10 protein-coding genes are annotated in these 14,614 nt (G+C 66.5%); 5 read left to right on the top strand and 5 right to left on the bottom strand.

All coding sequences use genetic code 11. From position 1 onward, the window contains the following. Nucleotides 1-72 precede the first annotated feature (72 nt). Complete coding sequence (locus DSM100688_RS01430; RefSeq protein WP_152357382.1) at nucleotides 73-1,578, top strand: DUF4153 domain-containing protein; 1,506 nt, start codon at nucleotides 73-75, stop codon at nucleotides 1,576-1,578. 28 nt (nucleotides 1,579-1,606) lie between these two features. Here DSM100688_RS01430 and DSM100688_RS01425 read toward each other — a convergent pair whose 3' ends face one another. Then, nucleotides 1,607-2,821 carry an MFS transporter gene (locus tag DSM100688_RS01425; RefSeq protein WP_152357381.1) on the bottom strand — a complete coding sequence of 405 codons (1,215 nt, stop codon included), beginning with the start codon at nucleotides 2,819-2,821 and terminating at the stop codon, nucleotides 1,607-1,609. Between the two features lie 201 nt (nucleotides 2,822-3,022). Between DSM100688_RS01425 and DSM100688_RS01420 the strand changes: the two genes are divergently transcribed. Then, complete coding sequence (locus DSM100688_RS01420; RefSeq protein WP_152357380.1) at nucleotides 3,023-4,462, top strand: aspartate ammonia-lyase; 1,440 nt, start codon at nucleotides 3,023-3,025, stop codon at nucleotides 4,460-4,462. 68 nt (nucleotides 4,463-4,530) lie between these two features. Here DSM100688_RS01420 and DSM100688_RS01415 read toward each other — a convergent pair whose 3' ends face one another. The 3 genes from DSM100688_RS01415 to DSM100688_RS01405 all read right to left on the bottom strand — a co-directional run bounded on the left by DSM100688_RS01415 (nucleotide 4,531) and on the right by DSM100688_RS01405 (nucleotide 9,149). After that, nucleotides 4,531-6,849 (bottom strand): DNA gyrase/topoisomerase IV subunit B, encoded by a 2,319-nt coding sequence (locus tag DSM100688_RS01415; RefSeq protein ID WP_152357379.1) that lies wholly within the window; start codon nucleotides 6,847-6,849, stop codon nucleotides 4,531-4,533. A 70-nt stretch (nucleotides 6,850-6,919) separates the two neighbouring features. Then, entirely contained in the window at nucleotides 6,920-8,320 is a 1,401-nt protein-coding gene (locus tag DSM100688_RS01410; RefSeq protein WP_152357637.1) for an RNA polymerase sigma factor, read from the bottom strand. 151 nt (nucleotides 8,321-8,471) lie between these two features. After that, nucleotides 8,472-9,149, bottom strand: a complete 678-nt coding sequence (locus DSM100688_RS01405) for a DUF4192 domain-containing protein (protein ID WP_152357378.1) — start codon at nucleotides 9,147-9,149, stop codon at nucleotides 8,472-8,474. A gap of 198 nt (nucleotides 9,150-9,347) precedes the next feature. Between DSM100688_RS01405 and DSM100688_RS01400 the strand changes: the two genes are divergently transcribed. After that, the gene (locus DSM100688_RS01400; RefSeq protein ID WP_152357377.1) at nucleotides 9,348-10,433 is read left to right on the top strand and encodes a polyprenyl synthetase family protein; all 1,086 of its coding nucleotides are present in this window, start codon (nucleotides 9,348-9,350) and stop codon (nucleotides 10,431-10,433) included. Between the two features lie 133 nt (nucleotides 10,434-10,566). Further along, nucleotides 10,567-12,903: a protein kinase domain-containing protein gene (locus tag DSM100688_RS01395; protein ID WP_152357376.1), complete on the top strand. Its 2,337-nt coding sequence runs from the start codon at nucleotides 10,567-10,569 to the stop codon at nucleotides 12,901-12,903. A gap of 259 nt (nucleotides 12,904-13,162) precedes the next feature. On the opposite strand, the gene DSM100688_RS01390 is transcribed toward DSM100688_RS01395, so the two are convergent. After that, the gene (locus tag DSM100688_RS01390) at nucleotides 13,163-13,873 is read right to left on the bottom strand and encodes a lysophospholipid acyltransferase family protein (RefSeq protein ID WP_152357375.1); all 711 of its coding nucleotides are present in this window, start codon (nucleotides 13,871-13,873) and stop codon (nucleotides 13,163-13,165) included. 53 nt (nucleotides 13,874-13,926) lie between these two features. Here DSM100688_RS01390 and DSM100688_RS01385 point away from each other — a divergent pair, with 53 nt between their 5' ends. After that, on the top strand, nucleotides 13,927-14,508 hold the full coding sequence (locus DSM100688_RS01385) for a hypothetical protein (RefSeq protein WP_152357374.1): 582 nt from the start codon (nucleotides 13,927-13,929) through the stop codon (nucleotides 14,506-14,508). Nucleotides 14,509-14,614 lie beyond the last annotated feature (106 nt).

Here is a 14,614-nt window from a genome sequence, read left to right as displayed (position 1 = left end):
CGATATGCAAGTTCGGTGAAGAACCATCGGTCGGCATATCCGCGCGACCATCGGCGGCCTACGCTTGCAGCCATGAACGTCTCACAGCACAACCGGCCGGCCGCCGTGCCCGGCTCCCCGTCATCCGCCGATCCGGCGGCCGTCCGCCGCGACGGCATCGCGCCGAACGCCATCGTCCTCGCCTCGCAGCTGCCCTGCGGCCGGAATGCCGACCGCGCGTCGAAACCCGCAACGCAGCCCGCACACACGGCGCCGGCCCGGACACAGCCGCAACCACAAGCGACACCGCCGGAAACCAGGCCGAAGGTCGTCAGCACCCGCGCCATCCAACTGTTCGCCGCCGCATTCGCCATCCCGCTGCTGTTCGACCGGCTGGTGCTGGCCGGTCTGACGTCCGTCTACGGATATCCCGATCGGACGAGCCTGCTGTTCGCCGTCTTCTGGCTGGCCTGCGCCGCGACCGTGACCGCGCTGCATTGGCGCGCCGCGCGCACCCGGCCGCTGGCATGGTTCACCGTCGCGGCGATCGCGGCGTTGGCCTATTGGATGGTCTCGCGCGGCGGCACCGATACCGGCGACCCCGCGTTCGAACTCATCACCGGCCTCGTCGCCGTCCCGTCGCTGCTCATGCTGCATCTGCAGCTCGTCAACGGCCGGTACGACGTCCGCCGCCCGCTGGGCATCGCGTTGCGCTGGTTCACGGGCTGGATCGTCCAGCCGTTCGCCGGATTGGGCGCGTTCGCGCGTGCGGCCGCCGACGTGGCGCATGCGCTGGTTCGCGGCCGCACGCGTCCCGTCATGCGCAGGATCGGCGTGGCCGCGCTGATCGCCGTGCCCATGCTGATCGCGATGACCGCGCTGCTGATGAACGCGGACATGGTGTTCTCCTATGCGGTCAGGCGTGTGATCGGCGACGTCGACCTGGCGTCGTTCCTGCCGCACGCCGCGTTCGTGCTGGTCGCCTTTCCGTTCATGTTCTCCCTGCTGGATTGCCAGGATCGCGACCGCGGCGAGCTTGCGGCCCTGTACGGGCGTTCGGTGACGGCGAGGCCGGATGCGCTGGTCGCCTCGATCGTGCTCGGATCGCTGCTGGCGGTGTACGCGCTGTTCTGCGCGGTGCAGTTCACGTTCCTGTTCGCGCGCGAGGGTCTGCCGGGCGGGCTGACCTACGCCGAGTATGCGCGCAGCGGGTTCTTCCAGCTGCTGTTCGTCGCCGCGGTGAATCTGGCATTGTTCGGCGTGGTGCTGACGTATGTGCGGCGCACGCGCGTGATCGCCGTGATGCTGGTCGGTCTGGTCGCGGCGACCGGGGTGATGCTCGCTTCGGCGGCGTTGCGGCTCGCGCTGTACGTCGGTGCGTACGGGTTGACGTGGCTGCGGTTCACGTCGATGACGTTCATCGGACTGCTCGCGTCGATGCTGGCGTTGTGTCTGGTCAGGATGGCCGCGGACCGTCTGCCGTTGGTCGCGGTGTGCTTCGTGCTGTTCACACTCTGGTTCGTCGCGCTCGGCTATGGCGACGTTGCGTCGATCGTCGACGGATACAATGCGGCGCACGGCTTCGATCCGGCGTACTGACCACGCTCGGCGATCCGCCGCCGCGCCGTCAGGCGCGCTTGAGGCGCAGCGATTCGTGCATGACGACCATGAGCACGAGGAAGGCGAACAGGTACAGCGGCAGCAGCCGAATGGTCACGTACTGCGCGATCAGGCCGAACAGCGGCGGCATGAGCATGGTGCCGACGTACGCGCACGCCATCTGCACGCCGACGATGGCCTGCGAGTTCTCCTCGCCGAAATAGGACGGGGTGGAGTGGATGATGCACGGGTAGACCGGCGCGCAGCCGAGGCCGAGCACCGCGAGCCCGGCGTAGACGCCGAGGTGCGCGGGCAGCGGGATCAGCATGATGACGATGCCGGCGAGGATCAGCGCCTGCCCGAGGCGGATCATCGCGGGATCGCTGAATTTCATGGTCAGAAATCCGCTCAGGGCGCGGCCGATGGTGATGCCGAAGTAGAGCACGGCGATGCGGCTGGCGGCGGTGACCTTGTCGACGCCGTCGGCGAGCACCATGTAGCTGCTGCCCCACAGCATCGCGGTCTGTTCGATGGCGCAGTAGCACAGGAACATCACGAGGATCTCCTTGGCTCCGCGGATGGCGAGCACGCCCTTGAGTCCGAGCGGTTTGCGCGGCTCGGACGGTGCGGCCGCGCCGGCGCCGGCGTCGGCACCGGCATCGGCCCCTTTGCCGGCCCGTTCGGCCGCGCTCGTCTTGCGCGATTTCCACAGCGGCAGGCTGATCACGAGCATGACGGTGAGCGCGATCTGCAGCAGGCCGATGTAGCGGTAGCCCCATGGCCAACCCTGGCCGTTGGACAGCGCATAGCCCATGACGTACGGGCCGATGAGCGTGCCGACGCCCCACATGCAGTGCAGCCAGCTCATATGCTTGCTTTCGTAATGGATGGCGACGTAGTTGTTGAGCGCCGCATCCACGCCGCCGGCGCCGAGGCCGTACGGTATGGCCATGCCGATGAGCACCCAGTAGTTCGGTGCGATGGAGAAGCCGATCAGCGCGGCGGCGGTCATGCCGACCGACACGGCGGTGACCCGGCCGGCGCCGAACCGCAGCGTCATGCGGTCGCTGAGCAGCGCCGAGACGATCGTGCCCGCGGAGATCGTCATCGAGATGCCGCCGGCCCACGAAACGGGCGCGCCCAGCGTCTGGCTCATGGTCGGCCACGCCGCGCCGAGCAGCGCGTCCGGCAGCCCTAAGGAGATGAAGGCGATGTAGATCACGGCGAGCAGCAGATTGACCATCGGGACCCCTTCGATATTCGACGATCGATAGTGTACGTTCGTACACATGGTATCCGAACCCGTCGATAATTACCAGTCGGTAATCTACGGCGTGTCGCGGATCACATCGCCTTCGCGCACGGCGAACTATGGCATGTCGCGCGCAAACCCGTCATGATGGTGACGGAACATAAGGCCACGAGCCGAATAAAGGAGCACACGATGAGCACGAACGACGCGACGCGACGGACCCGGCTGGAACATGACTGTATCGGCACGATGGAGGTGCCGGACGACGTCTACTGGGGCATCCACACCCAACGCGCGATCGGCAACTTCACCGTGTCCGGCATCCCCGACTCCGCGCATCCCCAGCTCGTCAAGGCCTATGCCACCGTCAAGCGCGCCTGCGCCGAAGCCAACGAGGAGCTCGGCCTGATCGACCGCGACAAGGCGCGCGCGATCATCGCGGCCTGCCTCGAAATCGAGGCTGGCGGGCTCGCCGACCAGTTCCCCGTCGACGTGCTGCAGGGCGGCGCGGGCACCTCCACGAACATGAACATGAACGAGGTGATCGCCAACCGCGCGCTCGAGATCGCCGGCCACGCCCGCGGCGACTACGCCTACATCCACCCCAACGACGACGTGAACCACAGCCAGTCCACGAACGACACGTATCCGGCCGCCTGCAAGCTCGCGCTGATCGACGCGCTCGGCCCGCTCGCCGAGGAGACGAAGAAGCTCGCGCGCGCGTTCCACGACCTCGCCGACCGGCACGCCAACGACGTGACCATCGGCCGCACGCAGCTGCAGGACGCCGTGCCGATGACCTACGGTCAGGAGTTCCACGCGTTCGCCAGCTTCATGAAGGCCGACACCGGGGAGCTCGAACGCGTCGTGCCGCAGCTCATGTCGCTCAACCTCGGCGCGACGGCCATCGGCACCGGCATCTGCGCCGACCTGCGCTTCCGCAAGGCGGCCACCGAGCATCTCGCCCGCATCACCGGACTGCCGATCACGGCCGCGCCCGACCCGATCGCCGCGATGACGGACATGAGCGCGTACATCGCCGTCTCGCAGACCGTCAAGAACCTCGCGATCCACCTCAAGAAGGCCGCCGACGACCTGCGCCTGCTCAACTCCGGTCCGCACGACGGCTTCAACGACCTCAACGTGCCGGCACGGCAGGCGGGCAGCAGCATCATGCCCGGCAAGGTGAACCCGGTCATCCCCGAATGCGTGGACCAGTGCTGCTTCATGGTGTTCGGCATGGACACGACCGTGACCTGGGCCGCGTCCGAAGGCCAGCTGCAGCTCAACGCGTTCGACCCGGTGATGATTCACGCGCTGCTCGGCGGCATCGATCTGCTCACCCGCGCGATGGCGATGTTCCGCGAACGTTGCGTGGACGGCATCACCATCAACGCGGCCGTGGGCCGCCGTTACGCCGAGTATTCGCCGTCGATCGCGGCCACGCTCAACGATGCGATCGGCTACGAGCATGCTGCCGACATCGCCAAGGAGGCGGCGGTCAGCGGACGGTCCGTGCGCGAGGTCGCCGGCGAGCGCACCGATCTGCCGGCCGAGCAGCTGGATGCGCTGCTTGACCCGATCGCCCTGTCGCGTCGGCTCGGCCAGACCTGCCGCGAGCATCACGAGTAGCGGCAGACGGTACCAACGGTTCGCCCCTCCCCGTCGTACAGGCGGAGAGGGGCGAATGTCGTTCAGGATCAGGTGTCGATCTTGGAACGGTCGAAATCATCGGCGTTGTCGACGATGAACTGCTTGCGCGGCGGCACGTCGTCGCCCATGAGCAGGCTGAAGATGCCCGCGGCCTGTGCGGCGTCCTCCATGCGGATGCGGCGTAGCATGCGCGTGCGCGGGTCCATCGTCGTGTCCGCCAACTGGTCGGCGTCCATCTCGCCCAGACCCTTGTATCGTTGGATGTCGGGATTGTACGCGATGTGCCGGCGGTCGAGATCGGCGAGCTTGCCGGCGAGTTCGTCGTCGGAGTACGTATAGATGAACTCGCCCTTGTGCGAGCCGGCGAGCGCGATGCGGTGCAACGGCGGCACGGCGGCGTACACGTGCCCGGCTTCGATGAGCGGGCGCATGTACCGGTAGAACAGGGTGAGCAGCAGGATGCGGATGTGTGCGCCGTCGACGTCGGCATCGGTCATCATGATGATCTTGTGGTACCGCGCCTGTTCGATGTCGAAGCTTTGGCCGGAGCCGGCGCCGACGACCTGGATGATCGCCGCGCATTCCTTGTTGGACAGCATTTGCGCGAGCGACGCCTTCTGCACGTTGAGGATCTTGCCGCGGATCGGCAGAAGCGCCTGAAACGCGGAGTTGCGCGCGGCCTTGGCGGTGCCGAGCGCGGAGTCGCCCTCGACGATGAACAGTTCGGCCACGTCGTCGTTGCCCGGCTGGCAATCGGACAGCTTCGGCGGCATGGACGCGGATTCGAGCGCGTTCTTGCGGCGCGTGACCTCCTTGGTCTTGCGCGCCTGGATGCGCGCGTGCATCTCGCCGACGATCTTGTCGAGCACGCGGCCGGACTGTTCCTTGTAGCCGCGTTTCGATCCGGTGATCATCTCGCCGAACTGCTTGTCGGTCATTCTGGTGACGATCGGGCGCACCTGCGCGGTGCCGAGCACGTCCTTGGTCTGGCCTTGGAACTGCGGTTCGGCGATGCGCACGGTGACGACGGCCACGAGTCCGGCCGTGATGTCGTCGCGTTCGACCTTCTGTGCGGGGTCCTTGAGGTTGACCTTGAGCTTGCGCGCGTTGTCTTCGACGGTTTTGCGGATCTGCTTGGTGATGCCGTTGAGGAACCCGTCGACGTGCATGCCGCCGCCGGGCGTCTCGACGACGTTGACGAAGCTGCGGATCACGGTGTCGTAGCCGTTGACCCAGCGCAGCGCGATGTCGACGCCGCAGTCGCGCTTGACCTTCTGCGCGTGCAGTTCGCCGTTCTCGCCGACGGCCTGCGTCTCCTCGACGTACGTGTCCTGGCCGCTGATGCGCCAGATGTCGGAGACGGGCTCGCCGTTCGACAGGAAGTCGACGAAGTCCTTGACACCGCCGGTGTGGCAGAATTCCTCGATGCGGCGGTGCGTGTGGCCTGCCTCGTCGGCCTTGGCGACCGCGACGGCGGCGGAACCGGCCGATGACGACGTCGCGGCGGCTTCCGTGAATCCATCGAGCAGCGGCGCCGTGGCATCGTCCGCGGCATCCGTGTCCGTCGCCGACGTATCGGCGGCCGTGTCGTTCGTCGCGTCCGGCGGGACGATGTCGTCGATCTCGCGCAGTTCGTCGATGCCGGCGTCGCCGGTTTCGGGAATGTGCTCGTCGATGACGGTGATCTTCAGTCCGGGCACGAGGAAGCTGGTCTGCCGCACGCGGTCGATGAGCTGCTCGTAGCTGAACTGCGCGGTGTCGTTGAAGATCTCGGGGTCGGCCCAGTAGCGGATGCGCGTGCCGGTGGTCCGGGGACTGACCTTGCCGATGATCTCGAGTTCGGTGGGCTTGTTCTTACGGGTGCGTTTGAACGGCGAGTCCGGTGACGGATGCGCGGGGTCGGCGTCCGTGTACACGCCGGGGTGGCCCTGATGGAAGGCCATGTGATGGGTTTTGCCGTCGCGGTCGACCTCGACGTCGAGTCGTGAGCTCAGCGCGTTGACGACCGACGAGCCGACGCCGTGCAGGCCGCCGGCGGCGTTGTACGAGGCGTTGCCGAACTTCGCGCCGGCGTGCAGTTTGGTGAGCACGACCTCGACGCCGGTGAGCTTGGTCTTCGGTTCGACGTCGACGGGGATGCCGCGGCCGTTGTCGGCCACTTCGACGGAGCCGTCGGTGTGCAGGGTGACGGTGATGTGGTCGCACGCGCCGGCGAGGGCCTCGTCCACGGAGTTGTCGATGATCTCCCACAGGCAGTGCATGAGGCCCTGGCTGTCGGTCGTGCCGATGTACATGCCGGGGCGCTTGCGCACCGCGTCAAGGCCTTCGAGCACGGTAAGACTGTCGGCGCCGTAGGATTCGGGCATGGTTCTCCTTGTTCGGTCTACACGTGGGAAAAAATCGTGCTCCCTGTTTGACGGGGAGCACGGGAGCGGGTCACTGGTCGAGGAAGTCGCGCAGGGTCTGCGACCTCGACGGGTGGCGCAGCTTCGACATGGTCTTGGACTCGATCTGGCGGATGCGTTCGCGGGTCACGCCGTACACGCGGCCGATGTCGTCGAGGGTCTTCGGCTGGCCGTCCTCGAGGCCGTAGCGCATCTTGATGACGCCGGCCTCGCGCGGGCTGAGCGTCTCGAGCACCTGCTTGAACTGCTCCTGCAGCAGCGAGAACGCGACCGCGTCAGACGGCGCTATGGCGTCGGTGTCCTCGATGAGGTCGCCGAACTCGGAATCGCCGTCCTCGCCGAGCGGGGTGTGCAGCGAGATCGGCTCGCGGCCGTACTTCTGCACCTCCTGCACCTTCTCGACCGGCATGTCGAGCTCGCGCGCCAGCTCGTCGGGCGTGGGCTCGCGGCCGAGATCCTGCAGCATCTGGCGCTGCACGCGGGACAGCTTGTTGATGACCTCGACCATGTGCACGGGCACGCGGATGGTGCGCGCCTGATCGGCCATGGCGCGGGTGATGGCCTGACGGATCCACCAGGTCGCGTAGGTGGAGAACTTGAAGCCCTTCTTCCAGTCGAACTTCTCGACGGCGCGGATCAGGCCGAGGTTGCCTTCCTGGATGAGGTCGAGGAAGAGCATGCCGCGGCCGGTGTAGCGCTTGGCGAGCGAGACGACGAGTCGCAGGTTGGCCTCGAGCAGGTGGTCCTTGGCTTTCTTGCCGTCGTTCGCGGCCCACTTGAGCTCGCGCTTGCGCTTGAAGTCCATCTTGTCGGATTCGGTGTCGAGCAGGTGCTGCGCGTACAAGCCGGCCTCGATGCGCTCGGACAGGTCGACCTCCTGTTCGGCGTTCAGCAGGCTCACGCGGCCGATCTGCTTGAGGTAGTCCTTGACCGGGTCGGCGGTGGCGCCGGCGGCGATGACGCGGCGCTTCGGGTTGCCCGACGGCGTCAGGTTGTCGTCGTCATCGTCGTCGCGCACGACGAACGCGCCCTTGGCCTTCGGGGTCTCGATCTCCTTGGCCTTCGGCTCGTCCTCGTCGTCCTCCTCGTCATCGTCGACGTCCTCGTCGTCCAGATCGTCCGAGTCGTCCTCGTCGTCCAGATCGTCGTCATCATCGGTGACGTCGTCCAGATCCTCGTCCAGATCGTCCAGATCGGCGTCGACGTCCTGGTCGTCGTCCTCGTCCAGATCGTCATCGACCTTCTCGTCGACCTCATTGGGCTCGTCCTGCTTGGCGGTGGCCTTGCGTTTGGTGTCGGAGGCGGTCTTGCGTGTCGCAGCGGTTTTCGCCGAGGTCTTCTTCTTCGCCTTGGCGGCGGGTTTCTTCGCGGACGTCGCCTTCTCGTTCTCTTCGGCGTTGTCCTTGGTTGCCGTCGCATCCTTCTTGGCCAAGTTCATCCTCCTGCATGATCCTGCCAGTCGCGCTTATACCACATAGGGCGCACTTCTGGCAAGGGCAAATCGTCAACTATTGGAGTAAACCACCCTCCAAGGACGATTATTCCCGTTGTTCCGCCAGCGAACGGAAAACCACCCCGCGTCCCTATCGGCACCACGCCGGGCACACGCCCCGTTCAACCGTCGACACGACGATGCCGGCCAGCGTGCAATCGCCGTCCAAGGCCAGGCATTCCAAGGCGTACGGCACCGCGAGGTCGTCGTCGAGCCACCACAGCACGTAGGCGAGCGCCGCAATCGGCTGCACGCGCCAGCGCGGCGGCACCCCGCGCGCGATCTGCGCCAGCATCGACAGGCCCGCGAGGCACCGGGCGAAGTCCGGCGGGTCGGGGCGTTCGTACGCCGTCGACATCAGGTCGGCCATGAGATGCCGTGTCGCCGCGCCGTGCGGGTCGGCGGCGCATGCCGTCATCGTCGCACGGTCGCAGGGCCGAGCGGCGAGCAGCGACACGATGAGCGCGTCGCGGATCGGCAGCGACTCGCGCATGCCGACCGCGATCGACGCGACATGGTCGTCGTGCAGCGTCGCGTCGCACGGATCACTCGCACCGGCGGCCAGATTGCCCAGCCATGCGGCGAACGGCCCGCGCACCCATGCCTCGTCGGCCTTGCGCCGCCCGTGTTCCATCCGTGCGGCGCGAAACCGTCGCGTGATCGTCTCCAGTCCGCTCTCGTCGAACGGCGTGTCACCGTCGCGGTCCGCGTTACGGCCGCGGTCCAGCCGTCGTATGGCGGCCGTGCGTCGCATCGTCGTCGTGTCCATGATCATCCTTCCTGTGTGGATCGTCCGATGGCGGCGGGCGTGGCCGGGCCGCCATGCGCGCACCATGCGCGTCACCTTCCACTGTGCCCGTTCGGCGCGCCCCGGCGGCCGGTTTTCGACCTATGTGGTCGAACGGTAGCGAACGGCGGCATTGCAACGTTCTTGTGTTCGACAACCCATGTGGATAACCTTGGGGGCATGAGTGTTGACATGAACAAGGCCCTGATCGAGTCGCGCATCGTCGCGCTGGTGCGCGGTTATCTGGCCGCGGCGAACGATGATGCGGTCGCCGCCGCATGCCGCACGGTGATGGACGAGGTGGTCGCGCAGGCGGTGACCTCCAGCGAGGGCGGCAAGCGGCTGCGCGCGCTGCTGGCGCTCGACGCGTACGCCGCGGCCGCCGGCGCGACGCCGGCGCAGGACGCCGACGGCGGTCACGACGCCATGCTCGATCTGGCCTGCGCCATCGAGGTGTTCCAGACGGCGGCCCTCGTCCACGACGACATCATCGACGACTCCGACCTGCGCCGCGGCAAGCCGTCCGCGCACCGTGCGCTCGCCGCCGCCACGCGCAGCGATCCGATCGGCACCGGGCTGGGCATCATGCTCGGCGACCTGCTGGCCACCGCGAGCGTCGCCATCGCCAATACGGCCGCACGCCGGTTCGGCGACGCCGCGGCGCTCGTCGACACGTTCCTCACCATGCATCGCGAGGTCGAGGTCGGCCAGGTGCTCGATCTGGCCGTGGAGCTCACGCCGTTGGACGATCCGCAGGCGCTGGCCGACGCCTCGCTCAACGTGTTCCGTTGGAAGACGGCGAGCTATACGACGATCGCGCCGATCGAGCTGGCGCTGCTGGCCGCTGGGCGCACGCCGCGCGATGCACGCAAGCAGGCGCTGGCGGTCGGCCGGCCGCTCGGCCTCGCGTTCCAGCTGGCGGACGATCTGCTGGACGTGGTCGGATCGAGCCGCAACACCGGCAAGCCGGTCGGCGGGGACATCCGCGAGGGCAAGCGCACGGTGCTGCTGGCCGACGCGCTTGCCGCGGCGAACGACGACGAACGTGTCGCGCTGCGTGCGATGTTCGAGGCCCCGTCGCGCAGCGACGACGACGTGCGCCGCGCGATCAGCATGTTCACGGCGACCGGCGCGGTCGACCGCTCCCGCGAGCGCATCGCCGGATTGTGGCGGGAGTCCAGGGCCGCGATCGGCGGACTCGGTCTGGACGAGACCGGCAGGACACTGCTGGAGGCCGCATGCGCACGGTTCGTGCCGCTGGCATGAGCAGACGCATGGTCCCGCATGATCCTTGGACGACGGTACCGAATAATGTACGGCTGCATGTACACTGTGTGCAGGACACGTGAGTTCTGATATGAGTCCTGACATCAGCAGTAGCAAGGAACCGAACCGCACCATGAGCGAATCCGTACACCCCCATGAAGGGCAGATGATCGAAGGGCGCTACCGTATCATCCGCAGAATCGCCGAGGGTGGCATGGCCACGGTGTATCAGGCCATGGATATGCGGCTGGAACGCACGGTGGCCATCAAGATCATGCACACCCAGCTCGCGCAGGGCCCTCACCGCGCGCAGTTCGTGGAGCGGTTCCGCCGCGAGGCCAAGTCGGCCGCGGCGATCGCGAACCCGCATATCGTGCAGGTGTACGACACCGGCGAGGTGGACGGGCTCGACTATCTGGTCATGGAGTTCGTGCACGGCGTGAACCTGCGCCGCGAAATGAACGAGCAGGGGCCGTTCAGCGTGCGCGAGACGCTGCGCATCGTGGCCGAGACGCTGGACGGGCTGGCGTCGGCGCATCGTGCGGGCGTGGTGCATCGTGACATCAAGCCGGAGAACATCCTGCTCAACGACCGCGGCCATGTGCAGATCACCGATTTCGGTCTGGCGAAGGCCGCGTCGCAGGCCACGCTCTCGTCGACGGGCATGCTGCTGGGCACCGCCGCCTATCTGGCGCCGGAGATGATCGAATACAACCAGGCGACCCCGCAGGGCGACCTGTATTCGGTGGGCATCATGGCGTGGGAGATGCTGGCCGGCGAGGTGCCGTTCGTCTCCGATAATCCGGTGACGCTCGTGTTCAAGCACGTGCATGAGGACGTGCCGCCCATCGCGGTGCCGTGCCCGGGCATCGATCCGGGGGTCGCGAGGTTCATCGCGCATCTGACCGCGCGCAAGGTCGAGGATCGTCCGGCGGATGCGGTGGCGGCGTCGAACGAGCTGCTTGATCTGACGTCCACGCTGGCGATCCCGTCGTGGACGTATCGTCGTCCGCGCACGCAGGGCGATGACGACGGCACGATCGCGGTGCCGGTGCGTCCCGCCGCGGATAAGCCGATCCCGAACCAGCCGTCCGCCGATCGGTTGGCGGACGATACGCACGCGTCCGCAACGGTCGGCGACGGCCAGGCGACGGTCGCGCTGACGTCGAACGGAAAAACCCTGACCGGACCCCCGGCTCCGCCGACCGGCGACGCCGCATCCGCCGCGGCAGCATCATCCGTCACGTCGGCATCGCATGAATCATCCGATGCCGATATCCATGCCGATACCGGTGCCACGCAGATCTTCGACGACATCGAACTGGCGACCAGTCCGACCAAGACCTTCCCGGCGCCGTCCGGCGACGCCGCGCACACTGACGACACGACCGGGCATCACAACGACGCGGCTTCGTCCGCTTCGCCAGCTGCGCCGCGGCCGGCGAAGCGTCCTCGCCAGCTGCGCACGCCGCTCGTCATCGCCATCATCGTTCTGCTGCTCGCCGTGGCCGGCGCGATCGGCGGCGCGACATGGTGGCAGAACTTCGGGCCAGGCAGCTATTGGACCGTGCCCCAGCCGGGCGACGTCTCCTGCACGCAGGGCAAGGTGTGCAGCGTCACCGGCGCGAAATGGTCCGACTACGAGCAGCTGCTGCACGACGCGCAGATCAGGTACACGTCCAGCGACGAATACAGCGACACCGTCGCGGCCGGCGCGATCATCTCGGCCGAACCGTCCGACGTGGGCACTCGCATCAGCAAGCGTGACGGCACGATGGCCGTCGTCGTGTCCAAGGGCGTGAAGACGGCCACGGTGCCGTCCGACATCCTCGACGCGACGTCGAGCAACGGCAAGGACGCACTGGCCGCGCTCAAGCAGGCAGGTTTTGACAACATCCAGCACGATGCAGCGAACGACCAGTACGACGAGACGCTGCCGGCCGGCGCGGCGATCAGCATCACCGACGAGTCGGGCAACGTGGTCGAACCGGGGCTGAAGCTCAAGCACAACGCGAAGATCACGGTGGTGCTGTCGAAGGGGCCGATGCCGGTGACGATGCCCGACATCGTGGGCAAGACGCAGGCCGAGATGGAGACCGCGCTCGAGGAGCTGCGGCTGACGGCGAACGTGACCGAGGCGTACGACGACAAGGTCAAGGCCGGATCGGTGGTGTCCGCGTCGCAGGATGCGGGCGCGCAGCTGCACTGGGGCGATTCGGTGGATGTCGTGGTGTCGAAGGGTCCCGAAACGGCGACGATTCCGTCCGGGCTCGTCGGCAAGCAGGAAAGCGACGTGACCAAACAGCTCGAGAAACTCGGCTTTAAGGTCAAGACCGAGCGTGTACTCGGCGGCCTGTTCGGCACTGTGCGGTCGATCAAGAACGGTAATGACGACGTGTCCGACGGCGGATCAGTGCGGCTGCGCGACACCGATGGCAATCCCACCGTCATCACGCTGACGATCGTGTGAGACCGTTCTCTCAAGCTCCTTCTCTTCTCCTCTTTTCGCCATGTGTTTACCGCATCTTGCCATAGGAAAACGGGCATAAGAGCGCATAAGAAAACCTGCATAAACGGACATAAGAAACGGACATGCAGCCGATTTCCATAGGAAAATCGGCTGCATGTCCGTTGTGGTTGTGGTGTATTGGCGAGACGCTGGGCTATGCCCGTATTGGGACTAGCCTGTATTCGGTATGCCCGTTCGGCCTACGCCTGCCGCCTGTGGCTTACGCCTGCTTGGCCTCACCCTCGGCCGCGGCTTCCGCCTCCGCCTTAAGCTGCGCCTTGACCTTCTGCGCATACTCGTCCACATACTCCTGACCGCTCATGGCCTGGATCTCGCGGGTGATGCGGTCGGTAAGCTCGCGCAGCTCCTCATGCGTCACGTCGGCCTTGCGTTCGACCGGGATCGGCTTGCCGTAGATCACCTGCGTTCTGCCCTTGTGCGGGATGACCGTGCCCGGTTTCTGCAGTTCGCGCGTGCCGATGATCGCAGTCGGCACGATCGGACAGCCGGTTTCGAACGCGAGGCGCGCCGCGCCGGTGTGGCCCTTGTACAGCCTGCCGTCGGGGCTGCGGGTGCCTTCGATGTGGATGCCGAACAGGTGGCCGTCCTCGATGATCTCACGCGCGTGCTCCAGCGCGCCGAGCGACTTGGAGCCGCCGGAACGGTCCACCGGGAACACGCCCACGGACGTGAACCACCACTTCTTGAACTTGCCCTTGATGCCCTTGCCTTCGAAGTATTCGGCCTTGCCCATGAAGTGCACCATGCGCGGGCAGGTGATCGGAATGAGCGCGTCGTCGATGACGGCGAGATGGTTCGCCGCGATGATCGCGCCGCCCTTGCGCGGAATGTTGTTCAGGCCGGACACGGACGGTCCGAGATGATGGCGGGCGATGGGTCCCAGCGTCTTGACGAAGAACCAGTAGAGCATATTGCGACGCTCCTTTCAGCCGCTTGGCATTGCCGCTGATTACAGTGGTGGATATGACTGACCTCAACAATAGCAATGCGGGTGAAGAACAGCCGACACCCCAGTCGGACAACGGTGCCGGGAACGGCGACGCGAACGATCTCGACAGCGCGTGGGCCGCGTTCGCCGAAGCGCATGCGGACGATCTCAAGGACGTGGAGCATTCGCGCAATGCGAAACGTTTCGAGAAGCACGCGCGTCGCAAGGAGAAGGAGGCGCTGCTGTCGGTCAACGATCTGGACAACGGCACGTTCACCGATGACCTGCGGCCGCTGGGCGCGCGCATCCGCGGACCGCGCGACAACACGGCCTCCAGCTGGCTGGACACGGACGACGTGATGAACCGGTACGGCGACGACTTCACGCCGCCGAATCCCGAGATCGGCCCGGTGAAGATGTCGAAGCTGGTGTTCTGGGTGCTGCTGGTGGCCGGCATCGTCGGCGTGATCGCCTCGGTGTTCGTGCCGGCATTGGCTGCCCTGCTGGGCACGGTGTTCGGCGCATGCGCGATCATCGGCGCGGCCGGCCTGATCATCCAGCACAAGGGGCATACCGAGACGCGCAACGGCTACACCGACGACGGCGCGCGGGTGTAGCGTCGTAACTGCCGTACGGCACGGCAGCCGCAGACGTCCCATAGACTAACGGACATACAGCCGATTACGCATGATAATCGGCCGTATGTCCGTTGAGTATGACCGA

Source organism: Bifidobacterium ramosum, assembly GCF_009299505.1.
GTDB classification, from domain to species: Bacteria; Actinomycetota; Actinomycetes; order Actinomycetales; family Bifidobacteriaceae; genus Bifidobacterium; species Bifidobacterium ramosum.
Note: the sequence above shows the minus strand (reverse complement) of the source record. Positions and strands in the feature narration are given on the sequence as shown.